At 65.7% G+C, this 16456-nt stretch carries 15 protein-coding genes and 3 pseudogenes; 9 read left to right on the plus strand and 9 right to left on the minus strand.

Annotated features, from left to right (window positions below; genetic code table 11):
• The first annotated feature begins 38 nt into the window (after positions 1 to 38).
• Together L6444_RS01335 and L6444_RS01340 are read left to right on the plus strand one after the other, a co-directional pair.
• A pseudogene (locus L6444_RS01335) lies at positions 39 to 1120 on the plus strand (sulfate ABC transporter substrate-binding protein).
• Positions 1121 to 1130: 10 nt separating this feature from the next.
• Positions 1131 to 2879: a SulP family inorganic anion transporter gene (locus L6444_RS01340; RefSeq protein ID WP_236979821.1), complete on the plus strand. Its 1749-nt coding sequence runs from the start codon at positions 1131 to 1133 to the stop codon at positions 2877 to 2879.
• On the opposite strand, the gene L6444_RS01345 is transcribed toward L6444_RS01340, so the two are convergent.
• Complete coding sequence (locus L6444_RS01345) at positions 2876 to 3697, minus strand: SDR family oxidoreductase (protein WP_236979823.1); 822 nt, start codon at positions 3695 to 3697, stop codon at positions 2876 to 2878. The genes L6444_RS01340 and L6444_RS01345 overlap by 4 nt on opposite strands.
• 54 nt (positions 3698 to 3751) lie before the next feature.
• Between L6444_RS01345 and L6444_RS01350 the strand changes: the two genes are divergently transcribed.
• Positions 3752 to 4345, plus strand: coding sequence for a class I SAM-dependent methyltransferase (locus L6444_RS01350; RefSeq protein ID WP_236979831.1), 594 nt, complete (start codon positions 3752 to 3754; stop codon positions 4343 to 4345).
• Here the strand turns inward: L6444_RS01350 and L6444_RS01355 are convergent.
• From L6444_RS01355 to L6444_RS01365, 3 genes and pseudogenes are all read right to left on the minus strand, one after another.
• Positions 4253 to 5164: pseudogene (locus L6444_RS01355) on the minus strand (SDR family NAD(P)-dependent oxidoreductase). The gene L6444_RS01350 and the pseudogene L6444_RS01355 overlap by 93 nt on opposite strands.
• A gap of 7 nt (positions 5165 to 5171) precedes the next feature.
• A complete protein-coding gene (locus L6444_RS01360; protein WP_236984557.1) occupies positions 5172 to 5579 on the minus strand; it encodes a nuclear transport factor 2 family protein in 408 nt (135 codons plus the stop codon).
• A pseudogene (locus tag L6444_RS01365) lies at positions 5576 to 6629 on the minus strand (zinc-binding dehydrogenase). Before L6444_RS01365 ends, L6444_RS01360 begins: the two are co-directional and overlap by 4 nt.
• A gap of 122 nt (positions 6630 to 6751) precedes the next feature.
• Here L6444_RS01365 and L6444_RS01370 point away from each other — a divergent pair.
• The gene (locus L6444_RS01370) at positions 6752 to 7582 is read left to right on the plus strand and encodes a helix-turn-helix domain-containing protein (protein ID WP_236984559.1); all 831 of its coding nucleotides are present in this window, start codon (positions 6752 to 6754) and stop codon (positions 7580 to 7582) included.
• On the opposite strand, the gene L6444_RS01375 is transcribed toward L6444_RS01370, so the two are convergent.
• From L6444_RS01375 to L6444_RS01385, 3 genes are all read right to left on the minus strand, one after another.
• Entirely contained in the window at positions 7572 to 7982 is a 411-nt protein-coding gene (locus tag L6444_RS01375) for a DUF302 domain-containing protein (protein WP_236979833.1), read from the minus strand. The genes L6444_RS01370 and L6444_RS01375 overlap by 11 nt on opposite strands.
• A 17-nt stretch (positions 7983 to 7999) precedes the next feature.
• The gene (locus tag L6444_RS01380) at positions 8000 to 8269 is read right to left on the minus strand and encodes a metal-sensitive transcriptional regulator (RefSeq protein WP_236979835.1); all 270 of its coding nucleotides are present in this window, start codon (positions 8267 to 8269) and stop codon (positions 8000 to 8002) included.
• A 74-nt stretch (positions 8270 to 8343) separates the two neighbouring features.
• Positions 8344 to 8958 (minus strand): mycothiol-dependent nitroreductase Rv2466c family protein, encoded by a 615-nt coding sequence (locus L6444_RS01385; protein ID WP_236979837.1) that lies wholly within the window; start codon positions 8956 to 8958, stop codon positions 8344 to 8346.
• 98 nt (positions 8959 to 9056) lie between these two features.
• Between L6444_RS01385 and L6444_RS01390 the strand changes: the two genes are divergently transcribed.
• From L6444_RS01390 to L6444_RS01405, 4 genes are all read left to right on the plus strand, one after another.
• Complete coding sequence (locus L6444_RS01390; protein WP_370653060.1) at positions 9057 to 9488, plus strand: MmpS family transport accessory protein; 432 nt, start codon at positions 9057 to 9059, stop codon at positions 9486 to 9488.
• Positions 9485 to 12421: an MMPL/RND family transporter gene (locus L6444_RS01395; protein ID WP_236979841.1), complete on the plus strand. Its 2937-nt coding sequence runs from the start codon at positions 9485 to 9487 to the stop codon at positions 12419 to 12421. The genes L6444_RS01390 and L6444_RS01395 overlap by 4 nt, the downstream gene beginning before the upstream one ends.
• Complete coding sequence (locus L6444_RS01400) at positions 12379 to 13152, plus strand: DUF2127 domain-containing protein (RefSeq protein WP_236979843.1); 774 nt, start codon at positions 12379 to 12381, stop codon at positions 13150 to 13152. The genes L6444_RS01395 and L6444_RS01400 overlap by 43 nt, the downstream gene beginning before the upstream one ends.
• Before the next feature lie 139 nt (positions 13153 to 13291).
• Positions 13292 to 13456, plus strand: coding sequence for a hypothetical protein (locus L6444_RS01405; RefSeq protein ID WP_236979845.1), 165 nt, complete (start codon positions 13292 to 13294; stop codon positions 13454 to 13456).
• 117 nt (positions 13457 to 13573) lie between these two features.
• Here L6444_RS01405 and L6444_RS01410 read toward each other — a convergent pair whose 3' ends face one another.
• Positions 13574 to 14182 carry a DUF5134 domain-containing protein gene (locus L6444_RS01410; RefSeq protein ID WP_309297908.1) on the minus strand — a complete coding sequence of 203 codons (609 nt, stop codon included), beginning with the start codon at positions 14180 to 14182 and terminating at the stop codon, positions 13574 to 13576.
• A 127-nt stretch (positions 14183 to 14309) separates the two neighbouring features.
• On the opposite strand from L6444_RS01410, the gene L6444_RS01415 reads away from it, so the two are divergent.
• Positions 14310 to 16217, plus strand: a complete 1908-nt coding sequence (locus L6444_RS01415; RefSeq protein WP_309297851.1) for a cytochrome c oxidase assembly protein — start codon at positions 14310 to 14312, stop codon at positions 16215 to 16217.
• A gap of 12 nt (positions 16218 to 16229) precedes the next feature.
• Here L6444_RS01415 and L6444_RS01420 read toward each other — a convergent pair whose 3' ends face one another.
• Positions 16230 to 16448 (minus strand): heavy-metal-associated domain-containing protein, encoded by a 219-nt coding sequence (locus L6444_RS01420; protein ID WP_236979847.1) that lies wholly within the window; start codon positions 16446 to 16448, stop codon positions 16230 to 16232.
• Between the last annotated feature and the right edge of the window lie 8 nt (positions 16449 to 16456).

Genomic DNA, 16456 nt, shown 5'->3' on the forward strand with positions numbered 1-16456 from the left:
TCGCTAGCATCGGCAGGTTGCCGAAGGCGCAATGACCGATGAACCAGGGTAGGAGAGTTGCGGTGAGAGGACGCCTGCGTTCGCTGGGTCGTGTTCCGTGGCTCAACGTCCTTGGTGTCGTCGCCGTCGTCGTCGCGGCGAGCGCGATCGCATTCAAGAACTTGCCGGACGACCGGGCCGGGATCCTCAACGTCTCCTACGACCCGACGCGCGAGTTGTATGCGGCGCTCAACCAGGCGTTCGCTGCGCAATACGGGTCGGGAAACGGGTTGGAGATCAAGCAGTCTCACGGCGGATCGGGAAGGCAAGCGCGCAGCGTGATCGACGGTTCGCAAAAGGCCGACGTGGTGTCGCTGGCGTTGAGCAGCGATATCGACACACTGGCCAAGCGCGGCCTGGTGGCAGCAAACTGGCGGCAACGACTCCCCCAACAACTCGGTGCCCTACACGTCGACCATCGTCTTCCTGGTCCGGAAGGGAAATCCCAGAGGCGTTCACGACTGGCCGGACCTAATCAATCGTGACGTGGCCGTCGTTTCACCTAATCCGCGTACATCGGGCAATGGCCAGCTGAGTGTGCTGGCGGCATGGGGGTCGGTCACCACCCGCGGCGGCAGCCCCGAGCAGGCAGCCGGGTATCTGCGGACGTTGCTGCAACACGTCGCGGTTTCCGATGCCGGCGCACGGGGGGGCCGGCACCAGCTTCGCGGTGCAGCGGATCGGCGACGTGCAGCTGACGTGGGAGAACGAGGCGCTGCGGGAGGTCGCCGCCAACAAAGACGAACTCGAGATCGTTTATCCGCCGGTGAGCATCTTGGCCGAACCGGCCGTTGCGTGGGTCGATGCCAACGTCACCGATCCCAAAGTGGCCTCGTTCACCAAGGACTACCTGCGCTACCTGTTCAGCGACGCCGCACAAGAAGTGATAGCTCAGCAGGGTTACCGCCCGTTCAAGCCGGAAATCCTTGCGCGCCATGCCGACCGACTACCGGCGCTGGCGCTTTTTCCGGTCACGGCGCTGGCCAAGGACTGGGCGGACGCGCGTCAAAAGTTCTTCGGCGACAACGGAATCCTCGACACCATCACGGCGGCGCCGTTTCTCGCCGCGCCGGCGACCTGAGGAAGAGACGGTGCCCAACGTGCTACCGAACTACGGCTGGGTGAAGGGCCGTGCTGATCTGGTCGCGGGGCTGACCGTCGCGGCCATCTCGTTCCCGCAAGCCATCGCCTACGCGCTGATCGCTGGGGTGGACCCCAGATTCGGGGTGTACTCCGCGATCGTAGTGACGACGATCGCGTCGATCTTCGGATCGTCCTCCCACCTGATCAACGGGCCGACGAGTGCCATCTCACTGCTGGTGTTCACCGCGCTGGCTTTCATCGACTCGGAGAATTCCAAGCAACTGTTCGAGGCGTTGTTCCTACTCGGAGTGCTGGTCGGTGCGTTCCAGATCGTGATCGCGGTGCTCAATCTGGGCAACTTGACCCGTTATATCTCGGAGTCGGTCATCATCGGCTTCATGGCGGCTGCGGCATTTCTGCTCGCCGTCGGCCAGCTGGGGAACGCGTTGGGCGTCAAGGACAAAGGCAATGGGCACATGCAGGTGCTCAAGCGCGTGTACCTCACCCTGTTCCACGGCGACGCGGTCAACTACCGTGCCGCGATCATCAGTGTCAGTGCGGTGCTGCTGGCCGTTGTACTGCGAAAGCTGGTGCAGCGCTTCGGGCTCCCGCAGATCGACATGCTCGCCGTGTTGGTCATTACCGGGCTGGTCGCTTACCTGGCCGGCTGGTCTGTACCGGGCGCCGGAGGACGTACCGCGGTGGCGGTAGCGGCCAAGGTGCCGCGCAGCCTGCCCACCCCGCACATTCCCGACGTCAATACCGCTTGGCTGCCCGAATTATCGACAGGAGCATTGGCCATCGCTTTCGTCGGCATTATCGAGGCGCTGTCGATCGCCAAAGCCATTGCGCACCAGACTCAGCAGAAGATCGACTACAACCGCCAGATTATGGCCGAGGGTCTGGCCAACCTCGGCGGCGGCTTCTTCCAAAGCCTGCCCGGCTCGGGGTCGCTGTCCCGGTCGGCGATCAACTACCAGTCGGGCGCCAAGACTCGGTTTTCCGGAATCGTCTCGGCCGCAACGGTTGCGGTGGCATTGCTGTTGTTCGCACCGCTCCTGCGGTATGTTCCGCAGCCGGCGCTGGCTGGGCTGCTGCTGGTCACCGCTGTGCGACTGGTCGACTTCAAACGATTGGTCTACACGTTGAAGGCCTCACGCTATGACGCAGGCCTCGTCATCGTCACCGCGTTCACCGGTATCGCGATCGATCTGGACAAGGCCGTGCTGCTGGGCGTGATTCTGTCGATCCTGCTGTTCGTTCCGCGCGCGGCAAAGCTGAAAGCCTCCGAACTCATCGTCACTCCCGAACGTGTGGTGCGGGAACGCATTCCGGGCGATAAGCCCGACTCCAGCATGGTGATCTACGACCTGGAGGGCGAGCTGTTCTTCGGGGCCGCACCGGAATTGGACCGCCACCTCGGTGAACTCCGGAAACGGATCGAAGCGGACGATCAGGGCAAGGTCGTGATTCTGCGTCTCAAACGGGTAAGGCATCCCGACGTCGTATGCATCGAGCGCATCGAGCATTTCCTGCGTGAACTCACCGAGCACGGAACGACGGTGCTGCTGGCCGGGGTGCGTTCCGACACGCTCACCGTGCTGCACAACGTCGGCTTCGCGCGCTGGTTCCCGGCCGAACACGTCTTCCCCGAGGAGGACAAAGAATTCTCGGCGACGCTCAAAGCGGTGCGCTATGCCCACGCGAAGACGGCGGCCGAGCGCGCCGACCAACGCGGTCTCTACTACCTGGTCTAAGGGTTGCCGGCTTTCACCGCGGCGATGACGCCGCCGTCGACCAGCAGATCGGTGCCCGTGATGAACGTGGCCTCCGGCCCCAGCAGGAAGGCGGTCGCCGCGGCGATGTCGTCGGGAGTGCCGAGCCGACCGGTTGCTGACATGTCGATCATGGCGCGCATCCCGTCGCCGACCGGGGACGCCAGTTCCTCCTGCCCCATCGGGGTGGAGATGATCCCGGGGCTGATCGAGTTGATCCGGGCGCCGCGGCGGCCCCAGTGTGCTGCGGCGGCTCGAACCCGAATATGGTTGGCCTGCTTGGCAATCGGGTAGGCGAAGGCCGATTCGGTGATGCTGTTGATGAAGTCCAGCTCCAGTAGTTGCTCTGGCGGGTTGTGCGCCAACGCTTTTTCGCGCTCCGGGGGCTGCGGCGGGAACATGTGACCGGCCATGCTGGCGATCACCACGCCGGCACCCCCCGGTGCGACGACCTCGCCGAACTCCTGCAGCACCAGCGCGGTGCCGAGTAGGTCGACAGCCATGATCGCCTGGGCGGAGGCTTGGGCCGGAGAGAGTCCGGCGGTGTGTGCCACTTGGGTGAGCGGCCCGAGCGAGGCGGCGAACTCGGCGAGTGCATGCACCGACTCGGCGGAGGAGACGTCGACGGCTCGGCTCTGGACGGCGTAGCCGTCGGCGGCGAGCGCGTTGGCCACCGAGGTCAGGGTCTCTTCGTTGTTGTCGGCCAGCAGGACGGTCTTACCGCTGCCCAGCCGGCGCGCGATCGCCTGACCCATACCGCCCACGCCGATGACGGCCAGAACTTGCCGGTGTTCGCTCATTCCATCTCCTTGCGCCCGTCGAAATATAGGGGCCGCGAGGCTACTTTGGGCGAAGTGTCGACGCGACAACCTTGGAATATCAACATTCATTACAACGCACTCATCGATGCCGAGGTCCCACGCGGTGCCCAACGAGCGCTCGACGTCGGCTGTGGCGACGGGTTCCTGGCCGCTCGGCTGGCTCGGCGGGTACCGCAGGTCACCGCACTGGACGTGGACGGCGCCGTCCTGCAGCGTGCTCAGACCAGGTTCGGAGACGCGCCGGTCACCTGGTTGCAGGGTGACGTGATGACCGCCGAGCTGGCGACGTTCGACGCGGTGGTCTCCAACGCCGCGATGCATCACATCGACGACACCAAGGCAGCGATCGCCCGACTTTCCGGTCTGGTGGCGCCCGGCGGCACACTGGCCGTCGTCACCTTCGTCAGAGTGTCGCTACGCGAACTGTGGTGGCACCTGCCGTCCTGGATCGCCTGTGCCGTCGTCAACCGAGTCAGAGGAAAATGGGAGCACACCGCCCCCATCAAATGGCCGCCGCCGGACAACTTTTCGCAGTTACGCACCCATGTCCGCACGGTACTTCCGCACGCCCGGATCCGGCGACTGCTCTACGGCCGAGTATTGATCACCTGGCGGGCACCGGCCTAATCGCCAACCGCCCATTGCTGCCGCGCTGGCCTGGATCATGAGTTCGACGACCTGTTTGCGTGGCAGCGAACCCATCACCTGCGCGGCGGCGCGCATGGCTTCACCCACAATCCACGTCGGACCGTTGGCCAGATTTTCGAACGCCTCGGCGATCACGTCGTCGACCGCGGCGGCTCTCCGGGGGGAACATCTGCGGGCGATTCGATCTGCCCTCGGCTGTACTCGAGTTCGCGCAGTGCGGGTGTGTCGGTTTTGCCCAGGATCAGACCCAGCACGTCGACGCCCTTGTCGTGCAGCTCGGCCCACAGCGCCTCGGCGAACACCATATCGAACGCTTTGGACGCGCCGTAGGCAACCATGTTCGGTCCGCCGGCGAGACCGGCCCCCGACCCGAAGATGACGATGCCACCCCCGTCCGCGCTCGACCATGGGTCGTGCGAAGTGATGGCACAGCTGCATCGGCACCATGCAGTTGCGGTGCACCATCGTTTCGGCGGCCTCAACCGAATTAGCCAGGAAGGGACGGAAATTCGGGTCTGCCCCCGCGCAGTACACGAGTAGGCCGATCTCCAGCCCGCCGGTTGCCTCGGCGATCACTGATGCCGCGTGCGGTTGCGCGAGATCGACCGCCAACGTCCGGGTCTGCACCGAGGTCGCCGAATTGATCTGCGCGGCAACCTGATCCAATACCTGCTGACGTCGGGCCAGCAGTACCACGTTGACACCGCGTTCGGCCAGGCCGATGGCGAAGGCGGCGCCTACGCCGTCCGAGGCGCCGGCGACCAGGGCCCACGGGCCGTACTTCGCGGCGAAAGTCACCTCCGCGCTACCCGACCGCTACCACGCGCACCGCGGTGAACTGCCGACGGGTGATGCGCCATCCGTCGGCGGTCCGGACCAGTACATCGTCGTAGAACCCGACCGCGTTGACCCCACCCTGATTGTCGGCCGCCATGATGAGACCGTCGATGTAGGTGCGGGCCTCGGCATGATCGCCCTCGATGGTGATGGCGATATTGCTCAGTCGGTGCAGTGTGTACCCGGCCATCGCGTGCGCCGAGTCCATGAACTCGATCACCTCGGTTGCGGTACGCCAGGTGCCGATCTCGCCGTAGTCCACGTCGCATTGGTCGGTGAAGACCGTGCCGAGCAGTTGGTACTCGCGTCGGTCGATGGCGGTCGCGTAGCGCACCAGCAGGTCCGAAATATCTTGTCGATCCTCGCGTTCGGTCATGCGACGGCTCCGTTCGGGTGAACGATGATCCGCGGCGGACCCTCGGATCTGCGGGCCAGTTCCAGTGCGTCGGGGACCTCGTCGAGGGTGATGATCTTGCCGACGCTGGGCAGCGGGTCCAGCCGTCCCGACGCGATCGCATCGAGCGTGCCGTACCAGTCCTGGGGGGTGCGGGCCCCCGCCGAACTGGATGGTGACGCCTTGGCGGGTGGCGGTGGTGATGTCCAGCGCGTCACCCGTGTACCAGCCGCCCGCGCAATAGATCCGCGTCCCCATCTCGGCCTCTTCGACGATCCGCTGGATCAGACCGGGGGCACCGACACACTCGAAAACGACTGCGGGACCGGGCAATCCACGCTGCGCGCGCACCTCCCGGAACGCGTCGAACGCCGGCGTGGCGGCGGGGTCGACCACAATGTGCGCGCCGAACCCGGCCCGGGCCAGATCCCGGCGGTCCGCCTTGAAGTCGGTGACGACGATTGGTTCGATGCCCCGACTGGCCAGCGCGGCGACCGCGGAGAGCCCGATTGCGCCGGCCCCGATGACAATCGGAACCTCACCCGGCCGCAGCCGAGCCGACCGCACATAGAACTCGCCGACCGCGAACGCGTCGGTCAGGGCGACGGCGTCGCTGGACACATCGCCGGTCACCGGTTTGGCGGCGGCCTCCGAAACCACCAACAACTCGGCGAAGCTGCCCTGCGCCTCCGGATGCTGGCCGATGATGCGCAGGCCGCCGGCTCCACCCTCCACCAGGCGAACGGGCATCGCCGTCACGCGGGAGCCGACGGCGAAATCATCCGTACAGCCGGGGCCGAATCCGATTACCTCGCCGACAAATTCGTGACCGAGCACGATGTCGCGGTCTGGGTCGTACAGAGACCTGCCGGTCGGATCGTTGATCGCCAGTTCCGGGTGGTCCAGGTAATGCACGTCTGAGGCACAGATCGCGGTGCTCAGCGTCTTGAGCAGCAGTTCGCCGGGCCCGGGCGTGGGATCCGGCGTCGCGCGCACCTGCAACCGGCCGTTCCGCAGCACGACAGCGCGCATTGCCCCAGCTTCCAATATCTCGAATAATCGAGATATATTCTCGACATATCAAGGTCACTGTAGGAACGTCGACGGTGAGGAGTCAAGCCATTCGCGGATCGACTTCGGCGCCCACCGCGCGCGTGCTCGACGTGGTGGAGTTGCTGGCCCGCGCGGGTGACGCGCGACTGCGCTTCTCCGATGTGGTGCGCGAACTCGGTCTCACCCAGGCGACGGCGCACGCAATACTCAAGACGCTGTGCGACCGGGGCTGGGCGAGCCGTGACCCGGTGTCAAAGACCTTCACGTTGGGTCCGGCTCTGGCCGTGGTCGCGGCTCGCACCGACGCGGCGCGGCCCCTGGCGCATGCCGCACGCGCCGCCGTGCTGCGCGTATTGGCGGAGGTGGGGTATGCCGGTTCGGTGGTCGAGCGGTTCGGCGACTCACTGGTGATCACCGCCTTCGAGGGCGATGCCGCCACCGAACCGTCCGGCCTGCCCGGGGACCGGATTCCCTATGCCCCGCCGTTCGGGGTTGCCTTTGCCGCCTGGGACACGCCTGACGGGCAACGCGACTGGATCCGGCGCGGAGCAGGCAGCGACAGCGAACGCGCGCGCCGCCTGGACGGGGTGTTGGCGCGAACCCGCCAACGCGGATTCGACGTGGACTGCACCACACCCGCGCTGGCGCAGGCCGCCCAACTGGTCGGGGAGCTACAGGGCGACGAGATGCCCGCTTCGGTGCGGCAGCTCATGGATCAGCTGCTGGTCGAATTCACCGCCAGCGGAGCTCTTTTCGAAGACAGTGCCGACGACGCGGCACCCTCCGTGGCCACCATCGCGGCACCGGTGTTCGACCACGGCGGACGGGTGGGCCTGATCGTCGCCGTGCACCCGCTGTGCGACCTCAGCCGACGGCAGATCCAGACCGTGGGCAGGCGTCTGGCCGAAGAGGCGGCCCGAATCAGCTACTGAGGTCGCCGATCGCTGCCCGCAGCTTGGCGGCGGCCTGGTCGGCGACTTCCTGCAGGCCGGGTTGGTCGATGGCGCGGACCATCAGCTGCGGGTCCATGGCCTCGACGATCACCCCGCCGTCGGAACCCGCGGTGTCGGCCCGCACCACCACGTTGCACGGCAGCAGCTGGCCGATCTGGCGGTCGACGTCGAGAGCGCGATGCGCGAGCTGCGGGTTGCAGGCGCCGAGGATGGTGTAGTCCTCCATGTCCTCGCCCAGCTTCTGCTTCAGCGTGGCCTTGACGTCGATCCGGGTCAGTACGCCGAAGCCATGCTCGGCGAGGGCGTTGGTGGTCTTTTCGATCGCGTCGTCGAAGGGGACGTGCAGCGTGGTGGTCAAACCCGTTGTCTGCGTGGTCATTGCGAGTGCCTCCTTAGTCAGGCCAGGGCCAGGAAGAGTTTTTCCAGTTCGGCTTCGGTCAGCGGCGCCGAATCGCCGTGTTTTGTCCCGTTGATGCAGTCGCGCAGGCCGGACGCGACGATCTTGAAGCCGGCGCGGTCCAGTGCGCGGGATACCGCCGCGAGCTGTGTGACGACGTCCTTGCAGTTGCGGCCCTGTTCGATCATCGTGATCACGCCCGCCAGCTGCCCCTGCGCCCGGCGCAGGCGGTTGAGCACCGCGGCGATGTTGTCCTCGTCAGCACTCATGTTCCATCTCCATCTCGATGCTCTTCATCCACTTCAACCCAACGTACCCCAGGGGGTATTCCACTGCAACGGGCTCACGCGTGCGTGCGGGGGCGCTGCAACTGGCTGAACTCGGGGGTGGCGGCGAGTATGACGAAGGCGTCGAACAGCGCCCCGCCGGCTTCGGGGGTCGGCACGGCAGTGAGTACCGGGCCGAAGAAGGTATTGCCGTCGATGCTCAGCATCGGGCTCCCGCCCGCCTCGCCGAGGGCGTCCTGGCCGGCCCGATGTGATTGGCGGACGGCGTCGTCCAGTGAGACGTCGGACAACACGCCGACCGTGGTGTGCCCGGCCCCGGCGTCGCGCAGGACGTGTTCGGCAAGCCGGTCGTCCACTGCGGCCGATGCGTCGAAGTACCTTCGGCCGAACGAGAAGTAGGCTTTCGCGAGTCCCTGGCCGCCGAGTTCGGCGCGGATCGCCGCCATCAGCCGACCGACCCGTTGCGAATCGCGCATTCGCGCGCGCTGCTGGGGCGGCAACTCACGGCCTTCGTTCAAGATCGCCAAATTGAGCAGCCGCCAATCGATTCCGAAGCCGGCGCGCTCGGCGACGCCGTCCAGCCAGCGGGCGGTGTTCCAGGAGAAGGGGCACACCGGATCGAGCCACAGGGTCACGTCGTGTCCCATGGTGTCGCGCGTCAACAGCTCCATCTCTGCCTCCCGATGCTGCGGATCGTTATCATCACATTGGCAAATATACCATAGGGGGTATGGTATTACTGCACGGTGCGGACGAAAGGGATATTGCTGTGATCGCGATTCTGAAAAGAGTCTGGGTTCCCCTGGTCGTGGTGGTGGCAGTCGTCTTGGGCACGATGGCCGTACTCCGGCTGCGCGGCGTGTTCGGATCCGACGAGATCTTCGCCAGCACCGGTACCCGCGCCGAAACGATCGTGTCGTTCAACCCCAAGAGGGTGACCTACGAGGTTTACGGGCCGAGCGGAACGACCGGGCGGGTGAGCTACCTGAACAAGATCGCGCAGCCCGAGCAGACGCAATTCACCAGTCTGCCTTGGACATACACGATCACCACGACCATTCCCGCAGTGATCGCCAACGTGCTGGCTCAGGGTGACAGTGACCGCATCGGCTGCCGGATCACCGTCAACGGCGATGTCAAGGACGAACAATCCAGCGTGGGACACCACGCGCAGACGTTCTGTCTGGTGAAGGCAGCATGAGCACCGGCCCCGTCTCGCCGCCGCGTTTCATGCGGGCGGTCCGGGTGTTCGCGCTGCCGATCATCCTGCTCTGGCTCGGCGTCACGATCGCCCTGAATGTTCTGGTGCCGCCGATCGAACGGGTCGCGCGCGAGAACGCGATCTCGATGTCGCCCGCCGACGCGCCATCGGTGATCGCCGCCAAGGCGATCGGCAAGAAGTTCGGCGAATCGGACTCCGACAGCATCGTCATGATCGTCCTGGAAGGCGACACGCAACTCGGCGACCAGGCGCACCGGTATTACGACGGGCTGGTCAAAAGCCTTGGGGCTGAGACCAAGCACGTTCAGCACGTCCAGAACCTGTGGGGCGACCTGATCACCGCGGCCGGGTCGCAGAGCAGCGACGGCAAAGCCGCCTACGTTCAGATCCATATCGCCGGCAACCAAGGCAGTACCTTGGCCAATCAATCCGTCGACGCAGTGCGCAAAATCGTCGACGAATCGCATCCACCCCCAGGTGTCAAAGCCTACGTCACCGGGCCGGCCGCCCTCACCACGGACATGAACGAAGCGGCCGACAAGAGCATGTTCACCATGATGGGCGTGACGGGCCTGGTCATCGTGATCATGCTGGCCCTCGTCTACCGCTCGGTGAGTACCGTGCTGCTGGTCCTGGCCATGGTGGGCGTGGAAATGGGAACGGCCAGAAGCGTTGTCGCCCTGCTCGGAGACCATCATCTGCTCGGTTTCTCGACGTTCGTCGTCGCGATGCTGTCGTCGCTGGCGATCGCCGCCGGGACGGACTACGCGATCTTCCTCGTCGGGCGCTACCAGGAGGCGCGCCAAGCGGGTGAAGACCGGGAAGCCGCCTACTACACCATGTTTCGCGGTACGTATCACGTCATCCTGGGTTCCGGTCTGACGATCGCGGGCGCGACCCTGTGTCTGTATCTGGCGCGGTTGGCGTACTTCAAGGCACTGGGCATACCGTCGGCGCTGGGTCTGCTCGTCGTGATCGCGGGGGCGTTGACCTTCGCGCCCGCGGTGGTCGCCGTCGCAAGCCGGTTCGGCCTGCTCGACCCCAAGCGGGCCATCAAGGTCCGGGGGTGGCGGCGCATTGGAACAGCGGCGGTGCGCTGGCCGGGGCCGATCGCTGCCGCCGCCCTGCTCGTCGCGTTGATTGGTCTGCTCATCGTGCCGACCATGAAGACCAGTTACAACGATCGCTATTACATACCCGGCAATCTCCCGTCGAACGTCGGATACACAGCGGCGGAACGGCATTTCAGCGCGGCCAGGATGAATCCGGACATCCTGATGGTCGAGGGCGACCACGACATGCGCAATCCCGCCGACATGATCGTCCTGGACCGGATCGCCAAGAACATTTTCCGCACCCCGGGCATCGCCCGGATCCAAGGCATCACCAGGCCACTCGGCGGCCCCATCGAACACAGCTCGATCCCGTTCCAGGTCAGCATGCAGTCGATCCCCATCAGCCAGAACCTGCAATTCATGAACGATCGCATGGCCGACATGTTGAAGATGAGCGACGATCTCGGAACCGTGGTGACGTCGATGCAGCGGATGTACGGGCTGATGGATCAGCTGCGCGACACCACCCACCGGATGGACGGCGACCTGGGCGAGGTGAAAGTCACCCTGGACCAGATCCGGGACCACTTCGCGGATTTCGACGATGTGTGGCGGCCGGTGCGCAGCTACTTCTATTGGGAACAGCATTGTTTCGACATCTCGCTCTGCTGGTCGGTCCGCTCGGTGTTCGACGCGCTCGACGGCGTCGACAAATTCAGCCAGAACATGGATGCGGTGCTCAAGGACATGGGCGAGTTCGACACCGTGTTCCCGCAGCTGATCAACCAGCTCCCGCCCATCATCGCGACGGCGAAGTCCATGCAGGCGACCCTGCTCACCCTGCACAGCAGCTTCGCGGGCCTGGTCAAGCAGATGGCGCGGATGACCGAAACAGCAGCCGCGATGGGCGAGGCATTCGACTCCTCGCGCAACGACGACTTCTTCTACCTACCGCCCGAGGCGTTCGACAACCCCGACTTCCAGCGCGGGCTCCGGCTCTTCCTGTCGCCGGACGGCAAAGCCGCCCGCTTCATCGTCATCCACGACGCGGATCCAGCCACCCCCAAAGGGATCTCGGCCGTCGAACCGGAACTCAAGGCCGCCCACGAGGCCGTGAAAGGCACACCGCTGGCCGACGCCAAGTTCTACCTGACCGGAACGGCCGCCATCTACAACGACATTCAGACCGGCTCGAAGTACGACATCCTCATCGTCGGAATCGCAGCTGTCACACTGATATTCATCGTCATGGTGCTCATCACCCGAGCCTTGGTCGCGTCGCTGGTGATCGTCGGGACGGTGCTGTTGTCGCTGGGCGCGGCGTTCGGGTTGTCGGTGCTGGTCTGGCAGCACATCCTCGGACTCGAACTTAACTGGATCGCACCCGTTTTCGGTGTGATCATCCTGCTGGCGGTCGGATCGGACTACAACCTGCTGCTGGTATCGCGCTTCCAGGAGGAGATAGGCGCGGGATTGAAGACCGGCATCATCCGGTCCATGGGCAGCACCGGTGGCGTGGTGACCGCGGCGGGTCTGGTGTTCGCGTTCACCATGGCCTCCATGGTGGCCAGCGACCTGAGCTCCATCGGTCAGGCCGGCAGCACCATGGGTCTGGGACTGTTGTTCGACACGCTGATCGTGCGATCGCTCATGACGCCGTCCATTGCGGCCCTGCTGGGTCGCTGGTTCTGGTGGCCGCAGCGGGTTTTGCCGCGACGGCGGGCCGGCGTCCCCTTGCGCCGTTCGCGGCCGACGTTGAATGATCGGCGCAGCCCGTCTCGGTTGGGCCGTGACCAGGCACCGGAGGAGCGCACGTGGCCAAGACCAAGAACCGCACCCTCAACCGCTGGGAGCTGATCACCTGCGCGCTGACCGGACACGCCACCTATGCCCCGGATGACGAGGCACTGGCCGAGCGTCTGCACGCCAAGACCGAGCTCGGCGAAGTGTGGCGTTGCCTACGGTGCGGTGACTTCGCGCTCGGCGCGCCCCGCGGCCGCGGCAAGCCCGAAGACGCGCCATTGATCATGCGCGGCAAGGCATTACGTCAAGCCATCATCATCCGCGCGCTCAGCATCGAACGCCTGGGCCGCGCCGTGGTACTTGGGCTCGCGGCGTGGGCGGTCTGGACGTTCCGCGGCTCGCGGGGAGCCATCCAAGCAACCCTGGACCGCGACCTGCCGATCTTCCGCGCCGCCGGATTCAAGGTGGACCAGATGTCGGCCATCCACGAGCTGGAGAAGGCATTGGCCGCCAAGCCGTCCACCCTGACGTTGATCACCTGCTTACTGGCGGCCTACGCCGTCCTGCAGGTCGTCGAAGGCGTCGGCCTGTGGCTACTGAAACGCTGGGGTGAATATTTCGCGGTGGTGGCCACCTCGGTGTTCCTGCCCCTGGAGATTCATGACCTGGCCAAGGGGATCACCATGACCCGGATGGTGACCTTCGGCATCAACGTCGCCGCGGTGATCTACCTACTGGTCTCCAAGCGGCTGTTCGGTTTGCGGGGTGGCCGCCGGGCATACGACGAAGAGCGCCATGGCGACCAGCTGCTCGATCTCGAGCGTGCGGCCATGACGGCGGCATGACCGTGTGACGCAACCGGGTGCGCACCTGCACTGTGCGGTATCCCATAACACCGATTCGCGCGGTGTTTACCCGCACGCCGTGTCCAGGTAAAGCGAACCGGCTGAAATACAGCAACGTGATTTAACAAAGGATCGAGCCGTGACCACATTGCAGAACTGGATCAACCAGACTCCCAGCGGCTCCGACCTCGTCGCGCCGATCAAGGCGCGCGCCTGCCACGCCCTGCACACCGTGCTGCGCACCAAGCCGGATCGCCCGGCCGGCGGCGCACGCCTGATGGAGCGTGGCGCCGAGCGCTGCTGACCGGCCGGCGCCGGCTGAGCGCGGATCCTTCGCGGCAACCCAGCTGGGACGGCAAGGGCAACCCCGCCCAGACCGGGCAGCGGGTACATCCTGTCGGCGAACTCTTCGTCGCCACGCTCAGTGCGTGAACTCCATGACGGCGAACATGACTGACATTCCCGCCGCCATCGTCGTCTGAGCCGCGCTGACCAGCCGCTCGCGCCACCCCCCGCCGGCGGGATCCCGCCGCAGCATGACGAACCGGCAGCCCCAGGCGAAGGTGGCCAGCAGGAACACGGCGGCCCAGATCCAATTGCCGATATCCAGCCAGGGGGTGCCGGTTGGTTCCCCGGGCATGTCCATTCCCGGCATATCGGGCATATCCGGCGTGTCGTGGCGGGGGAGAACGGCCGGCCGGTCGCCCATCACGTCGTACATCCATACCATCGCCAGCATCTTGAGCACGTGATACGCGCCCGCCACTCGCGCGGCCGGCACGCGGGCAACGAGGACGGTGGTCGCGGCGAACCAGCCCGCTGCTCCCAGAAAGAAGACCTCGACCGCCGTCGCGGGCAGTCGCAGGCCCTGTGGCCAGGCCATCACCGCCATCGCGACGGCGGTCGTGACGTGCAGGCCGTGACCGATCACCGAGACCACCGAGCGTCGGTCGATCACCACCGCGAAACACACCGCGCTGAGCAGGAACAAGCCCGTCATCACCAGACGCAACGGCAGTTCCTGGATCATTTACCGAAGACTATGCGGCCCGGCCGATGGCTACGACTCGCGGTCGTAAGCTGCAAGGGTGCCAACCGACGAGACAAGCGCCGCAGCGCCACCGCCTGAGCAGGTGGAACGACGGGGCTGGCCGCGGCTGGTGGTGCCGGCCGCGGGTTTTGCGGTCGCGGCGATCGCTGTCGCGGCCTACGGGCTGCTCTCCGGCCCGCGTCGGTACGCCGACGCCGGCAATCCCTACCCCGGCGGTTTCGTCAGTGCCGCCGCGCCGGTGGGTTACTTCGTCGCGTCGCTGCTTGCAGCGTTGTGCCTCGGCGCGTTGATCCTGGTGGTGACGACCTCCCGCCCGGAACCGGACGGCTTACTGGACCCGCAGGCTTTCCGTATTCATATTCTGGCAGAACGTGTTTCGCTGTTGTGGACCTTCGCTGCGGCGCTGATGGCCGTGCTGCAGGCCGCACACGACACCGGGGTGGGCGCCGGCGCGCTGCTGGGCAGCGGTGCCCTGTTGGATGCGGTCACCGTGTCCGAGACGGCACGCGCCTGGGTTGTGGTGCTGATCTGCACCCTGCCTATCTCGGTGACACTGCGCTTCACCACCCGCTGGCTTCCGCACGTTGTGCTACTTGTCCCGACGGTGATCGCCGTCGTCGCGCCGGCGGTGACGGGCAATGCCGGGCAAGGACCCGATCATGATTACTCGACCAGCGCGGCCATCGTGCTCGCGGTCGCACTGGCCGCGCTGACGGGCCTGAAGTTGATCGTCGCGCTGACCGGGGCGCCGACCACCCGCCTGCTGGTGCTGCTGCAAACCGCTGCCGGCGCGCTGGCGGTGGGGTACGGGGCGCTGCTGCTCTTCCTGCTGATCCCCGGCTGGTCGTTCGATTCGGACTTCGCCCGACTCGGCCTGTTCGCCGGTGCCGCGGTGACCGGGGTGTGGCTGTCGGACTGTTGGCGGCTGGTCAAGCGGCGCGAGTCGGGGGCAGTGACCAACACGGTGGGCGGGCTGGCGATGACGGCCGCGGTGGCGGCGGTCGCCGCGATGGCCACGCAGGTCGCACCGCGTTTCCTGGCGCACCGGTACACCGGCTGGGATGTGTACCTGGGTTTCGAACTACCGCACCCACCCACCATCGTCGGCGTGCTGACGCTCTGGCGTTTCGACAGCTTCGTCGGGATGGCCGGCGTCGTGCTGGCCGTCGGCTACACGGTGGGGTTCATCCGGCTGCGCCGCCAGGGCAACCACTGGTCGGTGGGCCGGCTGGTTGCGTGGCTCGCCGGCTGCGCATCGTTGGTGATCACCAGCAGCTCAGGGGTGCGGGCTTACGGGTCGGCGATGTTCAGCATGCACATGGCCGAACACATGATCCTCAACATGTTCATCCCGGTCCTGCTGGTCCTCGGTGGACCGGTGACGCTGGCGCTGCGGGTGCTGCCCGCCGCCGGTGACGGCAACCCGCCGGGGCCGCGGGAATGGCTGACCTGGCTGCTGCATTCCCGGGTGACGAACTTTCTCTCCCACCCGATTGTGGCTTTCGTGCTCTTCGTCGGATCGCCCTACATCGTCTACTTCACGCCGTTGTTCGACACATTCGTCCGCTACCACTGGGGCCACGAGTTCATGACGATCCACTTCCTGATCGTCGGATACCTGTTCTACTGGGCGATCATCGGTATCGACCCGGGACCGCGGCGGTTGCCCTACCCGGGCCGGATCGGATTGTTGTTCGCGGTCATGCCTTTTCACGCGTTCTTCGGTGTCGCGCTGATGACTATGACCTCGCCGGTGGGCTCGACCTTCTACCGATCGGTGAATCTGCCATGGTTGTCCTCCATCCTGGAAGACCAGCACCTCGGTGGTGGGATCGCTTGGACCCTGACGGAATTGCCGGTGATCATCGTGATCGTGGCGCTGGTGACCCAATGGGCGCGGCAGGACCGCCGCGCGGCCGCCAGGTCGGACCGGCACGCCGACAGCGACTACGCCGACGATGATCTCGACGCATACAACGCAATGCTGCGGGAACTGTCGCGAATGCGGCGGTGACGGTGTCGCCCGTCAGCCCACTACCGTGAAATTCCCCTCGCCGTCCAGGGCCGCCTGGACCTGATCGCGGGTGAGTTCCACATTGGTCGAAATCCGAACGGTGGAACTGCCTTTGGTGTCCAGGTCGACGCTGACACTCATCACCGGCTTCAGTTCGCTGAGCGCGGTCGTGACGGTGGTCACGCACCCGTCGCAGTGCAGTCCGTCCACGGAAAAAGTCTGTTCGGCCATGATTGGAG

This window comes from Mycobacterium kiyosense, assembly GCA_021654635.1.
Taxonomy (GTDB): Bacteria; Actinomycetota; Actinomycetes; order Mycobacteriales; family Mycobacteriaceae; genus Mycobacterium; species Mycobacterium kiyosense.